Below are 24,547 nucleotides of genomic sequence, written 5' to 3' on the forward strand. Positions count from 1 at the left end.
GCCACCAACCGAGGCTCGCCGCATAAAGCACAATCCGTGCCGGACAGCCGTGGGCTTCGGCCTGGCCACCATGCCGGCGTCCGCCGAAACATGTGGATGGCCGCGACGGGCGTGGTCGTGACCGAGGTCTTCGGATGAAGATCACGCCGCGCGGCCGAGATACATGTTCAGGACCGTCCCCTTCTTCATGCCATCGAGCACCGGCGACGCCACCGTGTGGAACAATCGATGCGATGCAAGACCCGCCGCCCGGCCGAGACGGCGGCTGAACGACCGCTTGGGAATGTAGGTCACGGTTTCCACCCGCAGCATTCTGAGCCCGGCGACCTCTGCGGCGCGGGCCAAGTTCCTCGGTGCGAAATAGTTCAGGTGGGCCGGCGGAGTGACGAACGGATCGTTCTTCCCGAGGACGTCGGTGACGATCGAGCCGAAATTCGGGACCGCGATTGCCGCGATGCCGCCGTCGGAGAGCAACGACGCCGCCTTTCGCAGCCATTTGACGGGCTCACGCGAATGCTCGAGCACATGGCTCATGAGGATCGCATCGTAAGCATGGTCCGCCTGGTGGCACTCGAAGGTGACCGCAGTCGGGGCAAAACCCAGCAGCTCGGTCGCGATCGTGCGCTCGGTCGCGGCGACCTCGATGACGTCGACCGAGAAACCGTGACGGCGCGCTTCCGCGGAGAACTGCCCGTAGCCGCAGCCGACGTCGAGAAAACGGCGTCCCCGCGTGGCGTCGCGCATCCGCCCGACGATCCGCTTCGCCTCGCGGCTCGTGATCGGATCGATCCGTTCGGCCTCCGTCACCGCATCCAGGGACAGCAGCGAGTTCTCTTGGCAACCAGCTTGCGTGTAAAATGCGACGATCGCATCTTCGCTCGGTGTGGGATTGACGAACGCAAAGCCGCAATCCGCGCATCGAACGATCGAGAAGGTGGCGGTTCGGGTGGTCTTTTCGAACAGCAGGCCGATCGGGCCGCCGCAGATCTGACACGCCGAATGGTGGATCTGCTCGGCGGTGAAATCGATCCCGGCGGCCATACGGGGCCTGGTGTCCTCCGCGCCGCGATCGCCCCCGCCGAGCGGCGTCGTGCGGCCGCTCGCAATCGACGCCGGAACGCCGCCAGGAAGACAAATGTCTGCGTCGGTTGCAATGCGGTCCGAGCTCATGGCTACCCATCCGCGGTTCGCCCGACACGGTGAGCCCGGTCGGAGCTGCTATCATAAGTCCGACCGGAGCAATTATCATAAGTCCGTCGGATCCGTTATCGAGGCCATGTATACGGTCAAAATGAACGAATTAACACGTTCCGCAGTCTCGTTGCTGTAACATAAATCGGTAAGTCTGTCGGGCTGGGCCGTGCGAGAATCGCGCGGTATGCCGGTCGAGGGCTCTACCCTGGTCCGCGTGGTTCACGGCCGACGCAGTCGCAGAATCGTAGGATGGGTGGAGCGACAGCGATCCCCGTCATCCACGGCACCGCGCCGGCGACGGGTATCGCCTTCGGCTCCCCCGATCCTGCGCGCTTTGCATGAGCCGGTCATTCCGGGGCGGCGCGCAACGCCGAACCCGGAATCCAGCCCAGGGTGCTGAGCGTGCCGCTGGATTCCGGGTTCGCGCCTTCGGCGCGCCCCGGAATGACGAGATCTGCAAGGCCTCGCGTCCCGCCTACCCCTCGTCCGCCAGCGGGTGGAGGTCGCGCACCAGGCTCTTCAGGCGCTCCTCGAGGACGTGGGTGTAGATCTGGGTGGTCGAGATGTCGGCGTGGCCCAAGAGCATCTGGACCGAGCGCAGATCCGCCCCGTTCTGCAGGAGGTGGCTCGCGAAGGCGTGGCGCAGCACGTGCGGCGACACCTTGTCGGGGCGCAGCCCCGCGGCGATGGCGAGATCCTTCAGCTCGCGGGCGGCGTGCTGGCGGGTGAGGTGGCCGGTCTCGCCGAAGGAGGGGAACAGCCAACGCGAGCCCTCGAAGCGGCCGGCCTCGGCGAGCGCGCCGAGCCACGTTTTCATCGCGATGCGGGCGGCGTCGTTGAGGATCACCATGCGCTCCTTCGCGCCCTTGCCGCGCACCACCAGCATGCGCTCGTCGCGGTGTGCCGCCGCGGCCGGCAGCGCGATCAGCTCGGAGACGCGCAGGCCGGTCGCGTAGAGCACCTCGAGGAGGCAGATCATGCGCAGCGCGCGCAGCCGCTCGCCCTCGCTCTGCTCGGTGCGCGCCGCGAGCGTGCGTGCCGTCTCGATCAGCCGGTCGACCTCGGCGACCGAGAGGATCTTCGGCAGCGACCGGCCGCGGCGCGGCCCCTCGATCATGGCGGCCGGGTCGTCCTTGCGGTGGCCCTCGGCATAGAGGAAGCGGCAGAGCTGGCGCACGGCGGAGAGCTTTCGTGCCACCGAGGTCGCCTTGAAGCCGCGCGCGGAGAGCCCCGCCAGATAGGCGCGAAGATCCTCGGTGCGGGCGTCGAGCACGCTGCGGCCGACCGCCTGCAGGCGGTCCGACACGTCGGCGAGATCGCGCGCATAGGCGTCGAGCGTGTTTTTTCCCGCGCCGCGCTCGGCCGCGATCATGTCGAGAAACAGGTCGACATGGCGGTCCGCCGCGACGGCCCGCGGCGCCTTCGGGCGACCGCGCTTCGGCTTGCTGGCGACAGGCGTGCCACGGGCGGGCGTCGTGGACTTCGCGGCGGGTTTGGTCGCGGGCTTCGGGACCGGCTTCCCAGCCGGCTTCGTCGGATCCTTGCGGGGCGGCGGCGCGACCGGCGCGGGCGTACCGAAAGCCTTCGGCGGGCGACCCATCGGTCAGCGCTGCGGCTTGACGAAGCGGTCCGGCGGCACCGCGACGCTGATCTCGCGCGGCTTCACGTCGACGAACAGCGTGAGCGCCAGCATGCCGCCGTAGATCAGGCCGCCGATCAGGCCGACGACGAACAGGAAGCGGAACAGGCTGGGCATGGGGGAGATCCTGCGGCGCCTCGGGGCCGGCTCGGGAAGCCCGACTACGACCACGTTCGCCGCCGCCATGCAAGCCCACCGGGGTGGGCCGGATCAGGCCCGTGCGAGCGGGAGCACGATCCTGAATCCGCTACGGGATTCGCCTTGGGGCGCGACCGTCGCGTCGCCGCCGTGCAGGCGGGCGATCTGCCGCACCAGCGACAGGCCGAGCCCGGCGCCGCGCGAATCGCCGGCGAGCCGGAAGAATGGCGTGAACACCTGCTCGCGCTGCGCGGCCGGCACGCCGGGTCCGCCGTCGGCGACGGTGAGCACGGCCGTCCCGGCCTCGACCGACAGCGACACCTCGACGGGCGGCGCGCCGTGCCGCTCGGCGTTCTCCAGGAGGTTGCGGATCATCCGCCGCAGCAGGCGCGGATCGCCCGTGAGGGTCACCGGGGCGCCGTCGAGCGTGCAGTCCCAGCGGGCGCACTCCTCGGCGGCCAGCGCCAGGAGGTCGACCTCCTCGGCCGCCTGCGGCGCCCCGATGGCGTCGAGGCGGCTCGCCAGCAGGATCTCGTCGATGAGCCCGTCGAGCTCGGCGATGTCGCGCTCGAGATCGACCGCGTGGCGCGGCTCGGGCCGTGTCTTCATCAGCTCGACGCCGAGCCGGATGCGGGCGAGCGGCGTGCGCAGCTCGTGCGAGGCGTTGGCGAGCAGCAGGCGATGCGCCCCGACCAGCTCCTCGATGCGGCCGGCGGCGCGGTTGAAGCTCTCGGCGAGGCGGGCGACCTCGTCGCGTCCCTCGACCGGGACGCGGGCCGCGAGGTTGCCGGCCCCCAACGTCTCGACGCCGGCCTGCAGGGTCTCCAGCCGCCGGGTCAGGCTACGCACCACCGGGAAGGCGGCGACCGCGACCGTGACGGCGATCAGGGTGAGCGCCACCATGAGGGGCACGAGCGGGCTGCGGTGGCGGGGCGGCGGCCGGGCCACCAGGATGCGCTCGTCCGGCAGGCGGATCACCCAGGCGGGACCGCCTGGGCCGTACCGAAAGCCGGGATCGCCCGAGGGCTCGGGCGGCGGCAGCGGGCCGCCGACCGCGGCGATGGGCCGGCCGGCGGCGTCGTAGAGTGCCATGTCGAGGCGGAGGCGATAGCCGAGATCGGCCAGCGCGTGCTGCTGCGCCGCTTGCGGCGCGTCGGCCGACGGCAGTGCCACGGCGGCGAGATCGCCGGCGAGCTCGAGAGCCTGCCCGCCCGGCGGCCCGCCGGGCCCGAAGCGCCAGATCGCGCCGGCGACCAGCACGAGCAGCACCAGCGCGCCGACCATGGTGAGATAGATCTTGTGATAGAGGCGACGCATCACCTGCGCTCCGCGATCGGGCTCACCTCTCCCCGCGCGCGGGGAGAGGGAAAATCGGCGCTGTGCCGACGATACGCGGTGTCAGGGACATCATTCCTGCGCCTTCGCGAAGACGTAGCCGGCGCCGCGGACCGTGATGACGCGGCGCGGCTTCTTCGGATCGTCCTCGATCGCCGCGCGGATGCGCGAGACGTGGACGTCGATCGAGCGGTCGAACGCCTCCAGGCGCTCGTGCTTGACGAGGTCCATGATCGCCTCGCGCGACATCACGCGGCCGGCGTGGCGGGCGAGCACCAGCAGAAGCTCGAACTGATAGCTGGTCAGCGGCCGCGCCTCGCCGTCGAGCCGCACCTCGCGGGCGCCGAGGTCGATCTCCAGACGGCCGAACCGCATCACCTCGGCGACCGGCTCGCCGCCCTTGGAGCGGCGCAACACCGCCTTCAGGCGGGCGAGCAGCTCGCGCGGCTCGAACGGCTTCGGCAGATAGTCGTCGGCGCCGATCTCCAGCCCGATCACCCGGTCCATCGCGTCGCCGCGCGCCGTGAGCATCAGGATCGGCGTGCGGGCGCGCGTCCTGATCGTGCGGCACACGTCGAGCCCGTCCATGTCGGGCAGCATCAGATCGAGCACCAGCGCGTCGTAGCCCTGGCGGTCGTGCAGCGTGATGCCGGCGCCGCCGGTCGGCGCCACCGTGACGTCGAATCCGGCGGCGCCGAGATAGCTCTTCACCATCTCGGCGAGACGGGCATCGTCCTCGATCAGCAGGATGCGGTCGGTCACGGGAGAAGCCGGCGGGAGACACGTTGCGGCAATCTACGGAAATACCCCCGACGCGGCCAGAGGGCCGCGAACGGGGGTGAGCATCGCCGTCCGGGGTGGAGGACGGCGATGCTCGGCCGGGGGGGCGAAGGCTGGGGACTAGCCGCGCCACCCGCGGAAGAAGCCGGCCGGCGGCAGGCGCTCGTCGAGCTTGCGCCGCTGCTCGGGGGTCAGCACCTCGGCGGCGTCGCCGAGCGCCTGGGCGATGCGCTTCGACACCTGGTCGACGAGCGCGATGTTATCGGCGCGCAGCTTCTCGATCGCGGCGCGGTCGATGGTCTGGGCGGTGAGCAGGTCGTGTGCCTGGCCGCGCGCGGTGCGGAGCTTCTCGCGCATCGGCAGCACGTCCTTGACGGCCGACTTGACGATGGCGCGCAGCTTGTCCTGCTGCTCCGTGGTGGTGTCGAGTTCGACGGCGAGGTGGCGCACCATGCGGTCGGCGCGCTGCTCGACCTGAGTCGGATCGAAGGCGCGGCCGAACGGGCCGCCGAAGCCGGGCGGGCCGAAGCCCCCGCCGAAGCCGCCGCCGAAGCCCGGGCCGCCGTGCCCGAACGGGCCGCCGAAGCCCATGCCCTGGCCGAGCGAGCCGGTGGCCGACAGGCCGACACCGACGAGGCCGGCGGCGAGCGCCGCGACGACCGCGTAGGAGGCGATGCGGCGGCCGCGCTTCGGCGCGGCCGTGACGGTCGACGGGATCTGCGGGGCGGAGTTCCGGGGGGCGGAGGTGGGGTCGGACATGGAGGTCTCCTCTGGGGTCGCGACGATCGTCGGGCGTTCGCCCCGTCGGTCGTCGGTGCGATGGTGTCGGCGTGACCGCTCGGGTCGATCGGCCATGGCGACACTGTCGGGGACGGCGGTTTCGCGGGCTTCTCCGTCCGGTAAAGTTATGTAAAGCCGACCGGCCGCCGCCGGCCGGTCGGCGTGCCCGTCGCCGTGCCCGTCGCCGCGGCCCTCGGCGCGGCCTTCAGTGCGTTCCGGGCCGGCATGGACAGGCGGGCGCCGGGGTTGTATCGAGCGGGCATTCTTCGCGAACATTCGTCGAACGGATCGGCCGGACCGCATGACCGACGTCGCCTTGCGCCCTTCTTCCGACCCTGCCGGGCTCGCCACCACGGTGGCGCGCGCGCTCGGGCGGCGCGCGCTCGTGCTGGTCGGCATGATGGGGGCCGGCAAGTCCTCGGTCGGGCGCCGGCTCGCCGCCCGCATGGGCCTGCCCTTCGTCGACGCCGACAACGAGATCGAGGCGGCCGCCGGGATGTCGATCCCGGACATCTTCGAGGCGCATGGCGAGGACTATTTCCGCGCCGGCGAGGCGCGGGTGATCAATCGGCTGCTCGCCGACGGGCCGCGCGTCATCGCCACCGGGGGCGGCGCCTTCATGAACGCCGGCACCCGCGCCCAGATCGCGGCGCGCGGCGTGTCGGTGTGGCTCGACGCCGAGATCGACGTGCTGCTGCGCCGCATCCGCCGGCGCTCCGACCGGCCGCTGATGCAGACCGCCGATCCCGAAGCGACGCTCGCGAGGCTGATCGCGGAGCGCTATCCGGTCTACGCCGAGGCGGCCCTGACGGTGCAGTCGCGCGACGTGCCGCACGACGTCATCGTCGACGAGATCGTCGCCGCGCTCGCGACCCATCTCGGCGTCGCGCGGCCCGACGCACCGGCCGCCCCCGCGGCGCCGGCGGAGGGGTCGCACGTGGCCCCGAACGACGGGCCGCAGGCCCAAAGAGGATCCGCGCCATGAATGCTCCGACCCGCCCCGGCGACCCGATCGTGGTCGAGGTCGCGCTCGGCGAGCGCGCCTACGACATCGTCATCGGCCGCGGCCTCGTGGCGACGCTCGGGCCCCGTCTCGCCGCCCTCAAGCCGGGCGCCAAGGCCGCCATCGTCTGCGACGTGACGGTCGCGGCCCTGCATCTCGCCGCGGTCGAGGCGGCGCTCGCCGCCGCCGGGATCGCCTCGACTCGCGTCATCGTCGCGGCCGGCGAGGGGTCGAAGAGCTTCGCCACCCTAGAGCGCGTCTGCGACGAGCTGCTGGCCGCCAAGATCGAGCGCGGCGATCTCGTCGTCGCGCTCGGCGGCGGTGTCGTCGGCGACCTCTCCGGCTTCGCCGCGGCGGTGACGCGGCGCGGGCTCGACTACGTCCAGGTGCCGACGACGCTGCTCGCCCAGGTCGACTCGTCCGTCGGCGGCAAGACGGCGATCAACTCGCGGCTCGGCAAGAACCTGGTCGGCGCCTTCCACCAGCCGATCCTGGTGCTGGCCGACACGAGCCTGCTCGACACGCTGCCGCAGCGCGAGTTCCGCGCCGGCTATGCCGAGGTCGCGAAATACGGGCTCCTCGGCGACGCCGGCTTCTTCGCCTGGCTGGAGGCCAACGCCCGTGACGTGTTCGCCGGCGGGCCGGCGCGCGAGCACGCCATCGCCACCTGTTGCCGCATGAAGGCCGCGATCGTCGCCCGCGACGAGCGCGAGACCGGCGACCGCGCGCTGCTCAACCTCGGCCACACCTTCGGGCATGCGTTCGAGGCCGCGGCGGGATTCTCGGCGAAGCTCCTGCACGGCGAGGCGGTGGCGCTCGGCATGGTGCTGGCGTTCCGCTACGCGGCCCGCATCGGCCTGTTGCCGAAGACCGAGGCCGAGCGGGTCGAGCAGCACCTCGCCGATGTCGGCCTGCCGACCCGGGTGAAGGACGTGCCGTTCCGCTGGCCCGACGCCGACCGGATGATGGATCTGATGGCACAGGACAAGAAGGTCGCGCGCGGCCGCATGACCTTCATCCTGGCGCGCGGCATCGGCCAGGCCTTCGTGACCCGCGATCTCGACCCGAACGACATCCGCGCCTTCGTGGCGTCGCAGCTCGCGTGAGCGCCGCTCGCGTGAGAGTGGCCGGCGCAAGCGTGCTCCAGTTCCCTCTCCCCGGGCGCGGGCAGAGGTGAGCCGCGGATGCAGCGCCACTACGAGACCCCGCCATGGACGCTTCCGACTGGCTGATCCTCGCCGCCCTGGTCGTCTGCCTCGCCGCCTCGTTCTTCTTCTCGGGGAGCGAGACGGCGCTGACCGCCTCGTCGCGCGCCGCGATGGCGCGGCTCGCTCGCGACGGCAGCCGGCGCGCCGCGCTCGTCACCGATCTCCTGGAGTCGCGCGAGAGGCTGCTGGGCGCGCTCCTGATCGGCAACAACGTCGTCAACATCGCCGCCTCGTCGATGGCGACCGGGCTGCTGCTCGCCTGGTTCGGCGAGGTCGGCGTCGTCTACGCCACCGTGATCATGACCGTGCTGGTGGTGGTGTTCTGCGAGGTGCTGCCGAAGACCGCGGCGTTCGACAATCCGGACCGCATCGCCCTCGCGGTGGCGCGGCCCATCACCGCGATCGTGCGGCTGTTCGGCCCGGTGATCGGCGCCGTCAACGCGGTGGTGCGGTTCATCCTGGCGCGCTTCGGCATCGTGATCGGCGAGAGCGCGCCCATTCTCACGCCGCACGAAGAATTGCGCGGCGCCGTCGACCTGTTCCACCGCGAGGGCGGCGTCGAGAAGATCGACCGCGACATGCTCGGCGGCCTTCTCGACCTGCGCGAGCTGACCGTCGCCGACGTGATGATCCACCGCACCGACGTGATCATGGCGAACGCCGCCGACCCGCCCGAGAAGATCGTCGAGGCGGTGCTGTCGGGGCCGAAGACGCGGGTGCCGTTGTGGCAGGGCACGCCGGAGAACATCGTCGGCGTGCTGCACGTCAAGGATGTGCTGCGCGCCCTGCACGGCAGCGACGGCGACTTCTCCAAGATCGACGTGATGGGGCTGACGCGGCCGGCCTGGTTCGTCCCGGAGATCCGGCCGTTGTCCGAGCAGCTCAAGGCGTTCCGGCGGCGCAAGACCCACTTCGCGCTCGTCGTCGACGAGTACGGCGAGATGATGGGGCTCGTCACGCTGGAGGACATCCTCGAGGAGATCGTCGGCGACATCTCGGACGAGCACGACGTCGATCTCGCCGGCGTGCGCACCCAGCCGGACGGCTCGGTGACGGTCGACGGCGGCGTGCCGATCCGCGATCTCAACCGGGTGATGGAGTGGAGCCTGCCCGACGCCGACGCGACCACCATCGCCGGCCTGGTCATCCACGAGGCGCGCTCGATCCCGGAGCCGGGCCAGAGCTTCACGTTCCACGGCTTCCGCTTCCAGGTGCTGCGCCGCCAGCGCAACCGCATCACCTCGTTGCGCATCACCCCGCTGGCGCGGCGAAAGAACGCGCTCGTCGTGCGGGCCGGGTGAGGCGGGGCGCGCGGGATGCCGTCCCGTCACCTCTCCCCGCAAGCGGGGAGAGGGATTCGAGGCGCCGGGCCGGAAACGAATTCAGCCGCCTTCCCCCGGTGCCGAGGCCTCGATGGCGAGCGCGTGGACGCCGCCTTCGATCTCGGCGGCGAGCGCCTGGTTGATGGCGCGGTGGCGATCGAGCCGGCTCTTGCCGCGGAACGCTTCCGCGACGATCCGCACGCGAAAGTGGGTCTGGCCGCCCGGGCGGGCGCCGGCATGCCCTTCGTGGCGGTGGGACTCGTCGATCACCTCGAGGCGCGACGGCCCGAACGCGGCCGAAAGCTTTTCCGTCATGATGTCGCGAACCAGCATGGCGTTTCCTATGTTAGAACCATCCCGTCAGGCTCGGAGCCGACGCGTCGTTCCGTGCAAGCGTGCCTCGGGCACGCATGTTCCGTGCAAGCATGTCCCGTGCAAGCATGTCCCGTGCAAGCATGTCCCGTGCCCGCATCGGGCGTCCATGCCCGTCGCGGACATGCGTGTCTCGGCACGGCGTCGGCGAGCATATCACCCGCCCCCTGTCAATTCTTGCGGGGGTGCGGGCGACGTCCATAATGGTCCGTTATGAAGTTCGACTCACCCCTGTTCGATCGCATTCGCGTCAAGCCCGAGCGCGACCGCCGGCCGGCCGAAGGCCCGGCCTGCGAGTGGCCGGGCTGCGCCTGCGTGGCGACGCACCGGGCCCCGAAGGGACGCAACCAGGCGCGCGAGTACTGGCGATTCTGCCTCGACCACGTCCGCGAGTACAACCAGAACTACAATTTCTTCGCCGGCATGAGCGACTCCGCCGTCGCCGCATACCAGAAGGACGCCGTCACCGGGCATCGTCCGACCTGGAAGCTCGGGCTCGGCGGCAATCCGCGCACCCGCCGCTTCCGCCCCGACCAGGTGTTCGGCACCGACCCGACCGACCCGTTCGATCTGTTCGGCGAGCTCGGCGGACATCAGGCGGACCCGACGAAGGCGAAGGCCGAGCAGGAGCGGCGGAGCGTGCGCAACGCCGAGCGCAAGGCGCTGCACACGCTGGGCCTGGAAGCGGGCGTCGGCCGCACCGAAATCAAGAGCCGCTTCAAGGAATTGGTGAAGCGCCACCATCCCGATGCGAACGGCGGCGACCGCGGCTCGGAGGACAAGCTCCGCGAGATCCTCGAGGCCTACAATTACCTCAAGACGACCGGGCTGGTGTGATGGTCGGCCGGCGGCATGCGCGCCGTGACGCGAGGCTCGGGGATTCGGGGGTCCGGCATTCGAGTCTCCGGGATGCGACCTCCCGTCGCCATGCCCATATGGGGGTCAGCGTCCCGTTCCCGGCAGATCACGCCCGAGACCGCTTCCGCGCCACGCGGGCGGTCTGCTAAAGAAACAGGCGGTCTCGACACGCCGCCGACGCCGGATGCCCCACCCCCGCGGGGCCAGGAGGAGCAATGACTGCCGCAACAGAAGCCGTGGCCGGGCTGCCCGACATGAAGGTGTCGGTCCGGCAGCTCTTCGGGATCGATTCCGACATGGAGGTTCCGGCCTTCTCGGAGCCCGACGAGCACGTGCCCGAGACCGACCCGGACTATCGCTTCGACCGTCCGACCACGCTCGCCATCCTGGCCGGCTTCGCGCGCAACCGCCGCGTCATGGTCACGGGCTATCACGGCACCGGCAAGTCGACCCATATCGAGCAGGTCGCCGCGCGCCTCAACTGGCCGTGCGTGCGCGTCAATCTCGACAGCCACATCAGCCGCATCGACCTGATCGGCAAGGACGCCATCGTGATCCACGAGGGCCAGCAGATCACCGAGTTCCGCGACGGCATCCTGCCGTGGGCGCTGCAGCACAACGTCGCTTTGTGCTTCGACGAGTACGACGCCGGCCGCCCCGACGTGATGTTCGTGATCCAGCGCGTGCTGGAAGTGTCCGGCCGCCTGACGCTGCTCGACCAGAACAAGGTGATCAAGCCGCACCCGGCCTTCCGCCTGTTCGCCACCGCCAACACGATCGGGCTGGGCGACACCTCGGGCCTCTATCACGGCACCCAGCAGATCAACCAGGGCCAGATGGACCGCTGGTCGATCGTCACCACGCTGAACTACCTGCCGCACGACAACGAGGTGGAGATCGTGCTCGCCAAGGCGAAGCACTATCGCAACACCCCGGGGCGCGACATCGTCGGCAAGATGGTGCGGGTCGCCGATCTCACCCGCAACGCCTTCATGAACGGCGACCTCTCCACCGTGATGAGCCCGCGCACGGTCATCACCTGGGCCGAGAACGCCGACATCTTCAAGGACATCGGCTTCGCCTTCCGGGTCACGTTCCTGAACAAGTGCGACGAGCTGGAGCGGCCACTGGTCGCCGAGTTCTATCAGCGCTGTTTCGGCCAGGAGCTGCCGGAGTCGTCCGTCAACGTCGCGCTGAGTTGAGGCGCCGTCGCGTCGTCCTGATCCGCGTGTCCCGGCGAAAGCGGGGAACCAGGGGCGACGCGACGAGGCGCCCTGGATGCCCGCCTGCGCGGGCATGAGCGGAGTGTGGGGCAGGAACGGCAAGCGATATGGCGTCGAACACCAGCAAAGGCAAAGGCGGCAAGGAAGCTCCGAACGAGCCGTTCAAGCGGGCCGTCGGCGTCTGCCTGAAGGCGATCGCGCGAAAGCCGGACCTCGAGGTGCAGTTCGCGGCCGACCGGCCGGGCGCCGCCGGCAACAAGGCGCGGCTGCCCGAGCCGCCGCGCAAGCTCTCGGCCGACGACGCCGCGATCGTGCGCGGTCACGCCGACGCGATCGCGCTGCGCATGGCCTGTCACGATCACGCCGTGCACCGCAAGCTGCTGCCCGGTGGCCAGCAGGCGCGCGCCGTGTTCGAGGCGGTCGAGCAGGCCCGCGTCGAGGCGATCGGCGCGAAGCGGATGATCGGCGTCGCCCGCAATCTCGGCGCCATGCTGGACGACCGCTATCACCGCGGCCGCTACGAGGAGATCACCGACCGGGCCGACGCGCCGCTCGAGGACGCTCTCGCCATGATCGTGCGCGAGCGGTTGACCGGCGCGGCGCCGCCCGCCGCGGCGCGCAAGATCGTCGAGCTGTGGCGGCCGCTGATCGAGCAGAAGGCGGGCCAGAATCTCGACAAGCTCGGCCGCTTCCTGGAGGACCAGCAGGGCTTCGGCGACGCCGTCCACGACCTCCTCGATTCGCTCGACATGGGCGACGAGCGCGGCCGCGCCGACGACGAGGACGACGAGGAGCAGGGCAAGGAGGACGGCCAGCAGGACGATCAGGGCCAGGACGGCGAGACCTCCGAGAGCGAGGACATGGAGCGCTCGACCGTCGAGGAGGCCGACGCCTCCGCCGACGACATGCCGGAGAGCGCGACCGAGGCGCTCGACGCGCCCTCGGCCGAGATGCCCGAGGACACGGAGAGCGGCAATCCGGAGACCGCGGCCGAGCCGTGGAAGATGCGCGAGCGCCGCAACGAGCCGCGCGGTCCCGCCTACAAGGCCTACGTCACCAAGTTCGACGAGGTGATGGGCGCCGAGGATCTGTGCGAGCCGGAGGAGCTCGAGCGGCTGCGCGGCTATCTCGACAAGCAGCTCGCCCATCTGCAGGGCGTCGTCGCGCGTCTCGCCAACCGGCTGCAGCGCCGCCTGATGGCGCAGCAGAACCGCTCCTGGGACTTCGACCTGGAGGAGGGCATTCTCGATCCGGCCCGCCTCCCCCGCGTGGTCATCGATCCGCTGCATCCGCTCTCCTTCAAGTGGGAGAAGGACACGGACTTCCGCGACACCGTCGTCACGCTGCTGATCGACAATTCCGGCTCCATGCGCGGACGTCCCATCACGGTCGCCGCCACCTGCGCCGACATTCTGGCGCGCACGCTGGAGCGCTGCGGCGTCAAGGTCGAGATCCTCGGCTTCACGACGCGCGCCTGGAAGGGCGGCCAGTCGCGCGAGGCGTGGCTCGCCGCCGGCAAGCCGGCCAATCCGGGCCGCCTCAACGACCTGCGCCACATCGTCTACAAGGCGGCCGACGCCCCGTGGCGGCGGGCCAGGCGCAATCTCGGCCTGATGATGCGCGAGGGGCTTCTGAAGGAGAACATCGACGGCGAGGCGCTCGACTGGGCGCACAAGCGCCTGCTGGCGCGGCCCGAGCAGCGCAGGATCCTGATGATGATCTCGGACGGCGCGCCGGTCGACGACTCGACGCTCTCGGTCAACTCCGGCAACTATCTCGAGCGCCATCTGCGTCACATCATCGAGGAGATCGAGCAGCGCTCGCCCGTCGAGCTGATCGCCATCGGCATCGGCCACGACGTGACGCGCTACTACCGCCGCGCCGTCACCATCGTCGATGCCGAGGAGCTCGGTGGCGTGATGACCGACAAGCTCGCCGAGCTGTTCGACGAGCAGGCGATGTCGCGCGAGCGCAAGCAGCGCACCCGCCGCCGGTACGACGCGTGACCGGCCGCGGCCGGACCCGGATCGCCGTCGCCGGCATCGGCCTCGCGGCGCTCGTGGTCGTCGCCGCGATCGGGGTCTCGGCCCCGCACGGGCGCGCCCAGCCCGTCGCTGGATCGTCGCAGCGGGGCACCGCCGCGCCGGCCCGTGCCCCGATCCAGCCCAGAGCCGAGCCCGCGGCGATCGAGATCGAGGCGCGGCCGATCGCCACCTTCGAGATCGGCAAGCCGAACCAGGTCCGGTTCGGCCGCCTGCAGTTTCGCGGCGGCCTCGAGCTGACCTCGCGCAGCAAGTCGTTCGGCGGCATCTCGGGCCTCGCGATGCTCGACGCCGCGCGCTTCCTCGCCGTCACCGACAAGTCCGAATGGCTCGCCGGCCGCATCGTCTACCAGGGCCAGCGCCCGGTCGGCGTCGCCGACGCCGCGATGAGCCCGATCATGGGCCCGGACGGGCGCACCCTCTACGAGCGCGGCTGGTACGATACCGAATCCCTCACGATCGACCGCGGCATCGCCTATGTCGGCATCGAGCGGGTCAATCGCATCGTGCGGTTCGACTACGGCAAGCTCGGCATGGCGGCGCCCGCGAAGCTCGTGCCGTGGCCGGCCGGACTCTCGGGCCTGCCGACCAACCGCGGCGTCGAGGCGCTCGTCGCGGTGCCGCGCGGAACGCCCGCCTCGCCGCTCGCCGGCGCCCTGATCGTGATCACCGAGCGGGCGCTCGATCCGGCCGGCAACGTCAGGGCCGCGCTCGTCGGTGGGCCGCGCCCCGGCCTGTTCGCGGTCGCCCGCCACGACGGCTTCGACGTCAGCGACGCCGCGCTGCTGCCGGACGGCGACCTGTTGCTGCTGGAGCGCCGCTTCACCTGGACGACCGGAGTCGCGATGCGGCTGCGCCGGATCCCGATCGCGTCGATCGCGCCCGGCGCCGTGGTCGACGGCCCGGTGTTGATCACCGCCGACATGGGCTTCCAGATCGACAACATGGAGGCGCTCGGCGTCCATGTCGGCGACGGCGGCGAGACCGTGCTGACGCTGATGTCGGACGACAACTTCTCGTTCCTCCAGCGCACCGTGCTGCTGCAGTTCACGTTGCTGGACGAGTGACGGCCTCCGACGGATCAGCTCGGCTCTTACCCTCTCCCAGAGGGAGAGGGTCGACGCGCTCTTGCGCGTCGGGGTGAGGGGCGTAGGCGCCAGTCGGTGAGCTCGGCACCCCCTCACCCGGACTTCACGCCTTCGGCGCGAACCCCGACCTCTCCCCGCCGGGGAGAGGTCGAAGCCGTGCCTTATCGGGTGTGGCTTCGTGATGTCGGCGTCCGCTTCGATCGCGCGTGCTCACACCATCGCCACCTTGCCGGTGGCGATGTCGTAGACGGCGCCGACGACCTTCACCTTGCCGCCGGCCACCGCCTCCGCGACGATCGGCTTCGCCTCGACGAGGCGGCGCACGTTGTAACGAACGTTCTCGGCGATCGCCGCGTCGAGCGGGTTGGCGGCCTTGGTCTTCTCGGCCGCCTCGACGGCCGGGCGGATCGCGTCGATCAGCAGCGGCAGGTGACCGGGCAGCACCGTCCTGTCCTTGACGGCCTTGACGGTGGCGTCGACGGCGCCGCAGCCGGAGTGGCCCAGCACCATGATCAGCGGCAGGCCGAGCACGGCGACGCCGTATTCGAGGCTGGCGAGCCCGTGATCGTCCACGAAGTTGCCGGCGAGCCGCACGACGAACAACTCGCCCGGTCCCTGATCGAAGGCGTATTCGGGGGCGACGCGCGAGTCGGCGCAGCTCACCAGCCCGGCGATCGGGTACTGCGCGCTCGCGCGCGCCACCCGGCCGGCCGAGAAATCGCGGTTCTCCATCGCATTGGCGACGTAGCGCGCATTGCCGTCGACGAGCCGCTTCAGCGCCGCGTCCGGCCCGATCGCGTTCGGCCGCGCCGCGGCAGCCTGGGCGGCGGCCGGCGCGACGCCGGTCGCGGCGAAGCTGCCGAAGCCGCCCGCGACCGCGGCGCCGACGCCGAGCAGGGTGCGGCGTGACAGTGCGGCGCGGGTCGACGCGGTGGAGGGCAGGGCGTGCATGCAGCGGGGGTCGTCACACATGAAGAATCGTCCTCTCGGGCCGGGGCTGGTCGGGCCGTCTGCACGGCCGGGCGTCGGTGGGGACGGGCACCGGTCGGCACGACACGGCACCCCGACCCAGGCTCCGCGGTCCGCGTTGATGGACGATGAAGATCCATCTTGAACTTTGTGGAATCTCGCGCGGTCAATTGTCGAGGAGCCGGTTCGGATCGTCGGACTCCCATCGGGGTACCGCAACGACGACAACGGCCGGAGCCCGAATGCTCCGGCCGCTTCCGTGATCGTCCCGCGGGGGTATCGGGACGCGGGGGTTCGGGGGTGATCGCGGGGGTGATTTCGGACGCCGGCGCGATCTGATCAGATCGGGTCGGCGCCGTCGTGTCGCATGCGGAGCGTCACGCCGCCTCGTGGGTGCCGGCACCGACGATGTCGAAGCGGTCGGCGTTCATCACCTTGGTCCAGGCGGCGACGAAGTCCGTCACGAATTTCTCCTGGGCGTCGGCGCAGGCATAGACCTCGGCGAAGGCGCGCAGTTGTGAATGCGCGCCGAAGATCAGGTCGACGCGGGTCGCGGTCCACCGCAGCTCGCCGGTCTTGCGATCACGGCCCTCGAACACGCCCTCGGTCGCCGACTGCTCCCAGCGCCAGCGCATGTCGAGCAGGTTGACGAAGAAGTCGGTCGTCAGCCGCTCCGGCCGGTCGGTGAGCACGCCGTGGGTCGTGTGGCCGTGGTTGGCGCCGAGCACCCGCAGGCCGCCGATCAGCACGGTCATCTCCGGCCCGGTGAGGGTGAGGAGCTGGGCCTTGTCGACCAGCGCCTCCTCGGGGGACATGAACTGCGTGCGCTTGGCGACGTAGTTGCGGAAGCCGTCGGCGCGCGGCTCCAGAACCTTGAACGACTCGACGTCGGTCTGGTCCTGCGAGGCGTCGGTGCGGCCCGGCGTGAACGGCACCGTCACGGTCACGCCGGCGTCCTTCGCGGCCTTCTCGACGGCGGCGCAGCCGGCGAGCACGATCAGGTCGGCGAGCGACACCTTCTTGCCGCCGCTCTGCGCGCCGTTGAACGCAGCCTGGATGCCCTCCAGAGTCGAGAGCACCTTGGCGAGCTCGGCCGGGTGGTTCACCTCCCAGTCCTTCTGGGGGGCGAGGCGGATGCGCGCGCCGTTGGCGCCGCCGCGCTTGTCGGAGCCGCGGAACGTCGAGGCCGACGCCCAGGCGGTCGACACGAGCTGCGACACCGAGAGGCCGGAGGCGAGGATCTTCGCCTTCAGGGTCGCGATGTCCTGCGTGCCGATCAGCTCGTGGTCGACCGGCGGGACCGGATCCTGCCAGATCAGCACCTCGCTCGGCACCTCGGGTCCGAGATAGCGCACCCGCGGCCCCATGTCGCGATGGGTGAGCTTGAACCAGGCACGCGCGAAGGCGTCGTCGAACGCCGCCGGGTTCTCCAGGAAGCGGCGCGAGATTTTCTCGTAGATCGGATCGAAGCGCAGGGACAGGTCCGTCGTCAGCATGGTCGGGACGCGCTTCTTGCTCGGATCGAACGGATCCGGAATCGACGGCTCCGCGTTCTTGGCCCGCCACTGATACGCGCCGGCCGGGCTCTTCTCCAGCTCCCATTCGTATTTGAACAGGTTCTCGAAGAAGTGGTTGCTCCACGTCGTCGGCGTCTGGGTCCAGATCACCTCCGGGCCGCCCGTGATCGCGTCGGCGCCGACGCCGGTGCCGTAGCCGCTCTTCCAGCCGAGCCCCTGGTCCTCGATCGCGGCGCCTTCCGGATCGGCGCCGATCAGCGCCGGGTCGCCGGCACCGTGGGTCTTGCCGAGCGTGTGGCCGCCGGCGATCAGCGCCACCGTCTCCTCGTCGTTCATCGCCATCCGGTAGAAGGTCTCGCGGATGTCCTTCGCCGCGGCGACCGGGTCGGGCTTGCCGTTCGGCCCTTCCGGATTGACGTAGATGAGGCCCATCTGAACGGCGGCGAGCGGCTCCTCGAGCTGGCGCTCGCCGGAGTAGCGCGAGTCACCGAGCCACGAGCCCTCCGGGCCCCAGTACAGCTCCTCCGGCTCCCACACGTCCTTGCGGCCGCCGGCGAAGCCGAACGTCTTGAACCCACACGTCTCCAGCGCGACGTTGCCGGCCAGGACCATCAGGTCGGCCCACGAGATCTTGCGGCCGTATTTCTGCTTGATCGGCCACAGCAGACGCCGCGCCTTGTCGAGATTGGCGTTGTCCGGCCAACTGTTCAGCGGCGCGAAACGCTGCTGACCGGCGCCGGCGCCGCCGCGCCCGTCGGTGATGCGATAGGTGCCGGCCGAGTGCCAGGCCATGCGGATCATCAGGCCGGCGTAGTTGCCCCAGTCGGCCGGCCACCACTCCTGCGAACTGGTCATCAGCGCGTGCAGGTCCGCCTTGACGGCGGCGAGGTCGAGGCTCTTGAACGCCTCGGCGTAATCGAAGCCGTCGCCCATCGGGTCGGACTTCTTCGAGTTGGCGTGGAGCACGCCGATGTCGAGCGCCTCCGGCCACCAGTCACGGTTCCGGGGGCCGCGGCTGCCGCCCGAAAACGGGCACTTGCCCGCGCCCTTGTCGTCCGTCTTCGCGTCCATGTCTCTCGCTCCCGGGGGTGGGGCTGTGTTCTTTCGGATCGTCTCGCGCCGGAGGCCCGCGTGTTCGCATTCGCCTCGGCGTCGGGATGCCGGCACCATGGGCGCTTCTTTCGATCAGGTCTAATCGTATTGCATGGGCCTTCCGATAAGGCTAACTTATCGGCATGATCACGCTGAAGCAGCTGCGTTATTTCGGGGCGGTGGCGCGGACCCGGCATTTCGGCCGCGCCGCGGCGGAGTGCGCGGTCAGCCAGCCCGCGCTGTCGATGCAGATCCGCGACCTGGAGGCGCGCCTCGGGGTGGAACTGGTCGAGCGCCGCCCCGGCGACGTGACCCTCACCCCGGTCGGTGTCGAGATCGCCCGCCGGGCCGAGGAGCTGCTCGCCGGCGCCCGCGACCTCGAGGATTGCGCACGCCACCATGCCGGGCCGCTCGCCGGCCCGCTGCGGCTCGGCGTGATCCCGACGCTCGCGCCCTATGTGCTGCCCAAGGTGCTGCCGGCGTTGCAACGCCATCATCCCGAGCTGACCGTGGAGTTGCGCGAAAGCCAGACCCGGACCCTGGTCGACGAGCTCGGCCGCGGCCTGATCGACGTCGTGATGCTGGCGCTGCCGGTCGAGCAGCCCGAGGTCGAGACCCTGGCGCTGTTCGAGGATCCGTTCGTGCTCGCCGTGCCGGCCGCCGACCCGCGCCCCGCGACGACGCCGGTCGCGGTCGGCGCGCTCGTCGAGGAGCGGCTGCTGCTGCTGGAGGAGGGGCACTGCCTGCGCGATCAGGCGCTCGCGGTGTGCGCCGGCGGGCGCGGCGACGCCGGCGGGCTCGGCGCCACGAGCCTCGCCACCGTGGTGCAACTCGTCGCCTCCGGCTTCGGCGCGACCCTGCTGCCGCAGGTCGCGGCTGCCGTGGAGCGCGACAACACGCGCATCAAGCTGTTGCGCTTCGCGGCGCCCGAGCCGGGCCGCACCGTCGCGCTCGCCTATCGCCGCACCTCGCCCCGCAAGGCCGACTTTTCTGTCCTGGCCCGCCGCATCACCGAGGCGCTCGGGGTCTCCGACGCGGGTGCACTGCCGACCGCCGCCTGCCGGGCCGGTGCCGCCGTGCCGGCGTGAGCGACGACGGCGCGGCGCGCCGCCGTCACCGCCAGGGCGGCCGCGGCCGGAACGCGGCCTCGACGAAGCCGACGAACTGGCTGACCCGGGCCGAGATTCCGCGGCGGGCCGGGACGAGCGCCAGCACGTCGGCGGCGCCGAACTCCCAGCGCGTCAGCACGCGCTGCAAGACGCCCCGCCGCACCAGCGGCGCCACGTCCCATTCCGAGCGCAGCACGTAGCCGAGGCCGTCGACCGCCCAGTTGCGCACGACCTCGCCGTCGTTGCTGGTCAGCACCGGCGAGACCCGGATCGCGTCGGGCCGCGACGAGGCCGCGCCACGCCCGGCCTTGCGGAATCGCCACAGCGTCACGTCCTCGTCGTTCTCGCGCACGCACAGGCAGGCGTGCCGCAGGAGATCGCGTGGCTGCTCCGGCGCGCCGTGACGCCGGACATGCTCCGGGCTGGCGCAGATCCACCGGCTGTTGCGGGCGAGCAGATGCGCGATCCAGGCCGAGTCGCGCGCCTCGCCGATATGGATCACCACGTCGGCGTCCTGGTTCTCGCGCCACGGCCGTTCCGACAGATCGAGCGCGACCCGCACGGCCGGATGCTTCGCGGCGAAGCGGGCGATCAGCGGCGCCACGTGGTGCCGGCCGAAGCCGAACGGCGCGACCACCTGCAGGCGGCCGGCGACGCTGCGCCCCGCGGCGGACAGCTCGTCCGGCAACGCCTCGATGCGGCCCAGCAGGGCCTGCGCTTCGGCGACCAGACGCTCGCCCTCCCCGGTGAAGCGCAGGCTGCGCGACGACCGCACCACGAGGCCGACGCCGAGCGCCTGCTCCAGGCGCTTCAGCCGCATCGACAGCGCCGGCGGCGTCACGTCGAGGGCGCGCGCGGCCGCGCTCAGCGAGCCGGTGCGGCTGAGCGCGTCCACGAAACGCAGGTCGTCGAGCGTGATCATCTCGTCGCGCGTGTGATCATTCAATCGAGCTTAAGTGCACCTTTCACCTGATTTAAACACAAACCGTCTTCGCCGCGCTAGCATCCGAGCGTGTCCCGTCCCAGCCGAGTGACCGCCGTGCTGCCCAAAGCCGTCCTGTTCGATCTTCTCACCGCCCTTCTCGACTCTTGGACCGTGTGGAACGCGGCCGCCGGGTCCGAGGCCGCCGGCCGCGCCTGGCGGGCCGACTATCTGCGCCGCACCTATGGCTGCGGCACCTATGTGGACTACGACACGCTGGTGCAGGAGGCGGCCGCCGCGGTCGGGCTGCCGGCCTCCGCGCCGGCCGCGCTCGAGGCGCGCTGGCTGGAGCTGCCGGTGTGGAGCGGCGCCCAGGCGGCGCTCGACGCGCTCGCCGGCCGCACCAAGCTCGCCGTCGTCACCAACTGCTCGGTCCGGCTCGGCCGCCTCGCCGCGGCGAGGCTCGCCGTCGCCTGGGACTGCATCGTCACGGCCGAGGAGGCCGGCGTCTACAAGCCCGACCCGCGGCCCTACCGGATGGCGCTCGACCGGCTCGGCGTCGCGCCCTCCGAGGCGGCCTTCGTGGCCGGCTCCGGCTACGACCTGTTCGGCACCGCGGCCGTGGGGTTGCGGACCTACTGGCACAACCGCATCGGCCTCGCCCGGCCGGACGGTGCGCCATCCCCCGACGTCGAGCAGCCGACGCTCGATGGTCTCGTGTCCTGGCTGGAGCACCCCCGATGATGAGCACCGACCGTCCGACCCGCCGCCGCGCGGCAACCCTTCTGCTCGGCGCCGCGATCGCCGCCGCGTCGCTGCCGGCGGCGACTCAGGAGGCGAGCAAGGATACGGTGTTCCCGACCCGGCCCATCACACTCGTGGTGCCGTTCCCGGCCGGGGGGCCGAGCGACGCGCTCGCCCGCGCCGTCGCCCACGGGCTCGCCGAGACCCTGAAAGGCACCGTGGTGGTCGAGAACATCGCCGGCGCCGGCGGGACCATCGGGCTCGGCAAGGTCGCGGCGGCCCCGGCGGACGGCTACACGCTCGGCTTCGGCACCATCGGCACCCACATCGCCAACGTGGCGCTCTACAAGACGCTGCCCTACGATCCGGCGACGAGCTTCGTGCCGATCGGCCTCGCCGGCACGGCGCCCATGCTGGTCGTCGTCAATCCCGCACTCGGCGTCTCCGATCTCGAAAGCCTCAAGGCCCGGATCGCGGCCAAGGGTGGCAAGACGACCTACGGCAGCGCCGGCATCGGCTCGATCTCGCACTTCGCCTGCGTGATCCTGCTCGCCGCCATGAAGGAGCCCGCCACCCATGTGCCGTATCGTGGCATCGCGCCGGCCATGAACGATCTCGTCGGCGGCCATATCGACTTCATGTGCGACCAGCCGACGACCGCGCTCGCCCAGGTCACGGCCGGAAAGGTCAAGGCCGTCGCCGTGCTGAGCGACGACTCGGTTCCGCAGCTGCCCGGCCTGCAGACCGTCGCGCAGGCCGGCTATCCGCAGGTGAGCTTCCGCTCGTGGAGCGCGATCTTCGCGCCGAAGGGCACGCCGCCCGCCGTCGCGGCGCGGCTGAACGCGGCGCTGCGCGACACCCTGACCGACCCGGCGTTGCGCGCGAAGATGCAGGCGGTCGGCGTCGACCTGCCGCAAGGCGACGATCTCGCGCCGGCGGCCGTGTCGAAGCTGATCGTCGACGGCGTGGCACGCGACGTGCCGGCCCTGAAGGCGCTCGGCGCCTCGCTGGATTGAGGACATCGGACTCGAGGACGACGTGACGCTCGACACCATCGATACGCCTGCCGCGGTGCTCGACCGCGCCGTGATGATGCGCAACATCGCGCTGATGCAGTCCCGCGTCGGCGCGCTCGGCGCGACGCTGCGCCCGCACGTGAAGACCTCGAAATGCATCGAGGTCGGGCGGCTGCAGCGTGACGCCGGCGCCCTCGGCATCACGGTCTCGACCCTGAAGGAGGCCGAGGCGTTCTTCGCCGCCGGCTTCGACGACATCACCTATGCGGTCGGGATCGCGCCGCAAAGGCTCGACCGCGTTCTGGCGCTGCGCCGCGCCGGCTGTCGTCTGACGATCCTGGTCGACTCGCGCGAGAGCGCCCGCGCCGTGGTCGACAAGGGCCGCAGCGAAGCGCATGCCTTCGACGTGATGATCGAGGTCGACACCGACGGCCACCGCTCCGGCGTGCGGCCCGACGACGACCTGCTGATCGCGATCGGCGAAATTCTCCAGCAAGGCGGCGCGATCCTCGCCGGCGTGCTGACGCATGCCGGCAGCTCCTACGGCCTGAGCACGCCGGAGGCCCTGCAGGCGATGGCCGAGCAGGAGCGCGCCGGCTGCGTGCGGGCGGCGACGCGGCTGCGCGCGGCCGGGCTGCCGTGCCCGGTGGTCAGCGTCGGCTCGACCCCGACGGCGCTGTCGGCCGAAAAGCTCGACGGCGTCACCGAGGTGCGGGCCGGCGTCTACGTGTTCTTCGATCTGGTGATGGCGAATGTCGGCGTGTGCACGCCGCAGGACGTCGCGCTGTCGGTGCTCGCGACCGTGATCGGCCACCAGGCCGACAAGGGCTGGGCCATCACGGACGCCGGCTGGATGGCGATGAGCCGCGATCGCGGCACCCAGGCGCAGCAGCGCGACTACGGCTACGGCGCGGTCTGCGACGTCGCCGGCACGCTGCTCGACGACCTGATCGTCAGCGGCGCCAATCAGGAGCACGGCATCGTCGCGCGCCGCGACGGCACGGCCGATCCCGACATCGTGCGGCGCGTCCCGGTCGGAACGCGGCTGCGCATCCTGCCCAATCACGCCTGCGCGACGGCGACCCAGTTCGACGCCTACCACGTGCTCGACGCCGACGGCACGACGCAGGTCTGGCGCCGCTTCCATGGCTGGTGAGAGGTCGCGCGACACCGCGCAGGGCGCGGGCGGTGACGTCCTCGCCGTCGCGCCGGACGGGATGGCGCGGCCCGGCGGGCACTACGCCCATGCGATTCGGGCCGACGGCTTCGTCTTCGTCGCCGGCCAGCTTCCGATCGCGCCGGACGGCCGGGTGCTCGCCGATGCGCCGTTCCCGGCCCAGGCGACGCAGGTGCTCGCCAATGTCGCGGCGGCGCTCGCGGCCGCCGGCAGCGGCGTCGACCGGCTCGTGCAGGTTCGGGTCTACGTCACCGACATCGCCCACTGGCCCGCCTTCGACGCGCTCTACGCCGCCTGGGCCGGGGCGGCGCGGCCGGCCCGCGCCGTCGTCCCGGTGCCGCAGCTCCACCACGGCGTCCTGATCGAGGTCGAGGCGACCGCGTTGGGCTGACGGGCGCGGCGGGCGCCGCAGCGGGCCGCACGGCCGGGCGCCGAGCCCGGCCGGCTGCGTCCCATAAGGCGGGGCGGTCGGCCCGGCCGGCTGCGATCGGCCGAAGGCCCTGATCAGTTCACGTAGCGCAGCTTGAGGGCCGAGAGGCCGAGCGTGACGTTGAAGGCGACGGAGCCTTCGAGCGACAGCGGCTGCAGCGCGACGGTGCGGTTCGAGCCGCCGATCAGCACGTTGGCGCCGACCCCGAGGCCGAGCGCGGCGTCGGCGCTGGCGCCGACATACTCGCCGGCGAGCGCGCCGGCCGGCACGCCGGTGGTCGGCGCGAACACGCCCCAGGCGAGGCGGCCGCCGGCCGAGACGCCGATATTGACGCCGACCGTGTTGATGGCGCCCTGATAGGTCTGCGGCGGGATCGGGGCGTTCTGCGAGAAGCGGCAGGTCATCGACTGGTGGCCGGCGATGATGAAGCCGATGCTCGGGTCGACCCGGCAGTCGAGCATGCCGACCTGGGTCCAGGACGACCCGGGCGCCTGGGCCGAAGCCGGCGCGGCGAGCACCGCGATGGTGGCGAGTGCCGCCAGGGTCGAGCAGGTCTTGCGCATGGAATATCCCCTCCAGCCGGAATTGG

The 24,547-nt window shown here is 71.3% G+C and carries 23 protein-coding genes; 12 read left to right on the plus strand and 11 right to left on the minus strand.

Features of this window, described 5'->3' with window-relative positions:
• Window positions 1-141: 141 nt before the first annotated feature.
• The 6 genes from ACFSOX_RS21195 to ACFSOX_RS21220 all read right to left on the minus strand — a co-directional run bounded on the left by ACFSOX_RS21195 (window position 142) and on the right by ACFSOX_RS21220 (window position 5,845).
• Window positions 142-1,170 carry a class I SAM-dependent methyltransferase gene (locus ACFSOX_RS21195; RefSeq protein WP_378479816.1) on the minus strand — a complete coding sequence of 343 codons (1,029 nt, stop codon included), beginning with the start codon at window positions 1,168-1,170 and terminating at the stop codon, window positions 142-144.
• A 499-nt stretch (window positions 1,171-1,669) separates the two neighbouring features.
• Window positions 1,670-2,794 (minus strand): site-specific tyrosine recombinase XerD, encoded by a 1,125-nt coding sequence (locus ACFSOX_RS21200; protein ID WP_378479817.1) that lies wholly within the window; start codon window positions 2,792-2,794, stop codon window positions 1,670-1,672.
• Window positions 2,795-2,797: 3 nt separating this feature from the next.
• Window positions 2,798-2,950, minus strand: a complete 153-nt coding sequence (locus ACFSOX_RS21205; protein WP_111358340.1) for a histidine kinase — start codon at window positions 2,948-2,950, stop codon at window positions 2,798-2,800.
• Window positions 2,951-3,043: 93 nt separating this feature from the next.
• Window positions 3,044-4,288 carry a sensor histidine kinase gene (locus tag ACFSOX_RS21210; protein WP_378479818.1) on the minus strand — a complete coding sequence of 415 codons (1,245 nt, stop codon included), beginning with the start codon at window positions 4,286-4,288 and terminating at the stop codon, window positions 3,044-3,046.
• A 90-nt stretch (window positions 4,289-4,378) separates the two neighbouring features.
• Window positions 4,379-5,068: a response regulator gene (locus ACFSOX_RS21215; protein WP_378479819.1), complete on the minus strand. Its 690-nt coding sequence runs from the start codon at window positions 5,066-5,068 to the stop codon at window positions 4,379-4,381.
• Between the two features lie 138 nt (window positions 5,069-5,206).
• Window positions 5,207-5,845, minus strand: coding sequence for a Spy/CpxP family protein refolding chaperone (locus ACFSOX_RS21220; RefSeq protein WP_378479820.1), 639 nt, complete (start codon window positions 5,843-5,845; stop codon window positions 5,207-5,209).
• Between the two features lie 322 nt (window positions 5,846-6,167).
• On the opposite strand from ACFSOX_RS21220, the gene ACFSOX_RS21225 reads away from it, so the two are divergent.
• From ACFSOX_RS21225 to ACFSOX_RS21235, 3 genes are all read left to right on the plus strand, one after another.
• Entirely contained in the window at window positions 6,168-6,851 is a 684-nt protein-coding gene (locus ACFSOX_RS21225) for a shikimate kinase (RefSeq protein WP_378479821.1), read from the plus strand.
• Entirely contained in the window at window positions 6,848-7,975 is a 1,128-nt protein-coding gene (aroB, locus tag ACFSOX_RS21230; RefSeq protein WP_378479822.1) for a 3-dehydroquinate synthase, read from the plus strand. The genes ACFSOX_RS21225 and aroB overlap by 4 nt, the downstream gene beginning before the upstream one ends.
• 104 nt (window positions 7,976-8,079) lie before the next feature.
• A complete protein-coding gene (locus ACFSOX_RS21235) occupies window positions 8,080-9,378 on the plus strand; it encodes an HlyC/CorC family transporter (RefSeq protein ID WP_378479823.1) in 1,299 nt (432 codons plus the stop codon).
• An 81-nt stretch (window positions 9,379-9,459) separates the two neighbouring features.
• Here ACFSOX_RS21235 and ACFSOX_RS21240 read toward each other — a convergent pair whose 3' ends face one another.
• Window positions 9,460-9,732, minus strand: a complete 273-nt coding sequence (locus ACFSOX_RS21240) for a BolA family protein (protein WP_378479824.1) — start codon at window positions 9,730-9,732, stop codon at window positions 9,460-9,462.
• Window positions 9,733-9,984: 252 nt separating this feature from the next.
• On the opposite strand from ACFSOX_RS21240, the gene ACFSOX_RS21245 reads away from it, so the two are divergent.
• The 4 genes from ACFSOX_RS21245 (at window position 9,985) to ACFSOX_RS21260 (ending at window position 14,961) form a co-directional block, all read left to right on the plus strand.
• Complete coding sequence (locus ACFSOX_RS21245; RefSeq protein ID WP_378479825.1) at window positions 9,985-10,608, plus strand: J domain-containing protein; 624 nt, start codon at window positions 9,985-9,987, stop codon at window positions 10,606-10,608.
• 236 nt (window positions 10,609-10,844) lie between these two features.
• Window positions 10,845-11,831, plus strand: a complete 987-nt coding sequence (gene cobS, locus ACFSOX_RS21250; RefSeq protein WP_378479826.1) for a cobaltochelatase subunit CobS — start codon at window positions 10,845-10,847, stop codon at window positions 11,829-11,831.
• A 128-nt stretch (window positions 11,832-11,959) separates the two neighbouring features.
• A complete protein-coding gene (gene cobT / locus ACFSOX_RS21255; protein ID WP_378479827.1) occupies window positions 11,960-13,858 on the plus strand; it encodes a cobaltochelatase subunit CobT in 1,899 nt (632 codons plus the stop codon).
• The gene (locus tag ACFSOX_RS21260) at window positions 13,855-14,961 is read left to right on the plus strand and encodes an esterase-like activity of phytase family protein (RefSeq protein WP_378479828.1); all 1,107 of its coding nucleotides are present in this window, start codon (window positions 13,855-13,857) and stop codon (window positions 14,959-14,961) included. The genes cobT and ACFSOX_RS21260 overlap by 4 nt, the downstream gene beginning before the upstream one ends.
• A gap of 231 nt (window positions 14,962-15,192) precedes the next feature.
• Here the strand turns inward: ACFSOX_RS21260 and ACFSOX_RS21265 are convergent, their stop codons facing one another.
• Together ACFSOX_RS21265 and katG are read right to left on the minus strand one after the other, a co-directional pair.
• Complete coding sequence (locus tag ACFSOX_RS21265; RefSeq protein ID WP_378479829.1) at window positions 15,193-15,954, minus strand: carbonic anhydrase; 762 nt, start codon at window positions 15,952-15,954, stop codon at window positions 15,193-15,195.
• Window positions 15,955-16,328: 374 nt separating this feature from the next.
• The gene (katG, locus tag ACFSOX_RS21270) at window positions 16,329-18,539 is read right to left on the minus strand and encodes a catalase/peroxidase HPI (RefSeq protein WP_378479830.1); all 2,211 of its coding nucleotides are present in this window, start codon (window positions 18,537-18,539) and stop codon (window positions 16,329-16,331) included.
• 164 nt (window positions 18,540-18,703) lie between these two features.
• Here katG and ACFSOX_RS21275 point away from each other — a divergent pair, with 164 nt between their 5' ends.
• On the plus strand, window positions 18,704-19,648 hold the full coding sequence (locus ACFSOX_RS21275; protein WP_378479831.1) for a hydrogen peroxide-inducible genes activator: 945 nt from the start codon (window positions 18,704-18,706) through the stop codon (window positions 19,646-19,648).
• A gap of 25 nt (window positions 19,649-19,673) precedes the next feature.
• Here ACFSOX_RS21275 and ACFSOX_RS21280 read toward each other — a convergent pair whose 3' ends face one another.
• Window positions 19,674-20,615, minus strand: coding sequence for a LysR family transcriptional regulator (locus ACFSOX_RS21280; protein ID WP_378479832.1), 942 nt, complete (start codon window positions 20,613-20,615; stop codon window positions 19,674-19,676).
• Window positions 20,616-20,708: 93 nt separating this feature from the next.
• On the opposite strand from ACFSOX_RS21280, the gene ACFSOX_RS21285 reads away from it, so the two are divergent.
• The 4 genes from ACFSOX_RS21285 (at window position 20,709) to ACFSOX_RS21300 (ending at window position 23,919) form a co-directional block, all read left to right on the plus strand.
• Window positions 20,709-21,335, plus strand: coding sequence for an HAD-IA family hydrolase (locus tag ACFSOX_RS21285; protein WP_378479833.1), 627 nt, complete (start codon window positions 20,709-20,711; stop codon window positions 21,333-21,335).
• On the plus strand, window positions 21,332-22,351 hold the full coding sequence (locus tag ACFSOX_RS21290) for a tripartite tricarboxylate transporter substrate-binding protein (protein WP_378479834.1): 1,020 nt from the start codon (window positions 21,332-21,334) through the stop codon (window positions 22,349-22,351). Before ACFSOX_RS21285 ends, ACFSOX_RS21290 begins: the two co-directional genes overlap by 4 nt.
• Window positions 22,352-22,424: 73 nt before the next feature.
• Complete coding sequence (locus tag ACFSOX_RS21295) at window positions 22,425-23,507, plus strand: DSD1 family PLP-dependent enzyme (protein WP_378479856.1); 1,083 nt, start codon at window positions 22,425-22,427, stop codon at window positions 23,505-23,507.
• Window positions 23,497-23,919 carry a RidA family protein gene (locus ACFSOX_RS21300; RefSeq protein ID WP_378479835.1) on the plus strand — a complete coding sequence of 141 codons (423 nt, stop codon included), beginning with the start codon at window positions 23,497-23,499 and terminating at the stop codon, window positions 23,917-23,919. Before ACFSOX_RS21295 ends, ACFSOX_RS21300 begins: the two co-directional genes overlap by 11 nt.
• Before the next feature lie 113 nt (window positions 23,920-24,032).
• Here ACFSOX_RS21300 and ACFSOX_RS21305 read toward each other — a convergent pair whose 3' ends face one another.
• Window positions 24,033-24,521, minus strand: coding sequence for a DUF992 domain-containing protein (locus ACFSOX_RS21305; RefSeq protein ID WP_378479836.1), 489 nt, complete (start codon window positions 24,519-24,521; stop codon window positions 24,033-24,035).
• Between the last annotated feature and the right edge of the window lie 26 nt (window positions 24,522-24,547).

This window comes from Rhodoplanes azumiensis (genome assembly GCF_042682915.1).
GTDB classification, from domain to species: domain Bacteria; phylum Pseudomonadota; class Alphaproteobacteria; order Rhizobiales; family Xanthobacteraceae; genus Rhodoplanes; species Rhodoplanes azumiensis.

Coding starts and splice junctions, on each gene's coding strand:
- ACFSOX_RS21300 (WP_378479835.1), top strand. CDS start 23,497: ATGGCTGGTGAGAGGTCGCGCGACACCGCGCAGGGCGCGGGCGGTGAC.
- ACFSOX_RS21245 (WP_378479825.1), top strand. CDS start 9,985: ATGAAGTTCGACTCACCCCTGTTCGATCGCATTCGCGTCAAGCCCGAG.
- ACFSOX_RS21295 (WP_378479856.1), top strand. CDS start 22,425: ATGATGCGCAACATCGCGCTGATGCAGTCCCGCGTCGGCGCGCTCGGC.
- cobT (WP_378479827.1), top strand. CDS start 11,960: ATGGCGTCGAACACCAGCAAAGGCAAAGGCGGCAAGGAAGCTCCGAAC.
- ACFSOX_RS21275 (WP_378479831.1), top strand. CDS start 18,704: ATGATCACGCTGAAGCAGCTGCGTTATTTCGGGGCGGTGGCGCGGACC.
- ACFSOX_RS21265 (WP_378479829.1), bottom strand. CDS start 15,954: ATGTGTGACGACCCCCGCTGCATGCACGCCCTGCCCTCCACCGCGTCG.
- cobS (WP_378479826.1), top strand. CDS start 10,845: ATGACTGCCGCAACAGAAGCCGTGGCCGGGCTGCCCGACATGAAGGTG.
- aroB (WP_378479822.1), top strand. CDS start 6,848: ATGAATGCTCCGACCCGCCCCGGCGACCCGATCGTGGTCGAGGTCGCG.
- ACFSOX_RS21240 (WP_378479824.1), bottom strand. CDS start 9,732: ATGCTGGTTCGCGACATCATGACGGAAAAGCTTTCGGCCGCGTTCGGG.
- ACFSOX_RS21210 (WP_378479818.1), bottom strand. CDS start 4,288: ATGCGTCGCCTCTATCACAAGATCTATCTCACCATGGTCGGCGCGCTG.
- katG (WP_378479830.1), bottom strand. CDS start 18,539: ATGGACGCGAAGACGGACGACAAGGGCGCGGGCAAGTGCCCGTTTTCG.
- ACFSOX_RS21235 (WP_378479823.1), top strand. CDS start 8,080: ATGGACGCTTCCGACTGGCTGATCCTCGCCGCCCTGGTCGTCTGCCTC.
- ACFSOX_RS21220 (WP_378479820.1), bottom strand. CDS start 5,845: ATGTCCGACCCCACCTCCGCCCCCCGGAACTCCGCCCCGCAGATCCCG.
- ACFSOX_RS21225 (WP_378479821.1), top strand. CDS start 6,168: ATGACCGACGTCGCCTTGCGCCCTTCTTCCGACCCTGCCGGGCTCGCC.
- ACFSOX_RS21200 (WP_378479817.1), bottom strand. CDS start 2,794: ATGGGTCGCCCGCCGAAGGCTTTCGGTACGCCCGCGCCGGTCGCGCCG.
- ACFSOX_RS21195 (WP_378479816.1), bottom strand. CDS start 1,170: ATGAGCTCGGACCGCATTGCAACCGACGCAGACATTTGTCTTCCTGGC.
- ACFSOX_RS21290 (WP_378479834.1), top strand. CDS start 21,332: ATGATGAGCACCGACCGTCCGACCCGCCGCCGCGCGGCAACCCTTCTG.
- ACFSOX_RS21305 (WP_378479836.1), bottom strand. CDS start 24,521: ATGCGCAAGACCTGCTCGACCCTGGCGGCACTCGCCACCATCGCGGTG.
- ACFSOX_RS21205 (WP_111358340.1), bottom strand. CDS start 2,950: ATGCCCAGCCTGTTCCGCTTCCTGTTCGTCGTCGGCCTGATCGGCGGC.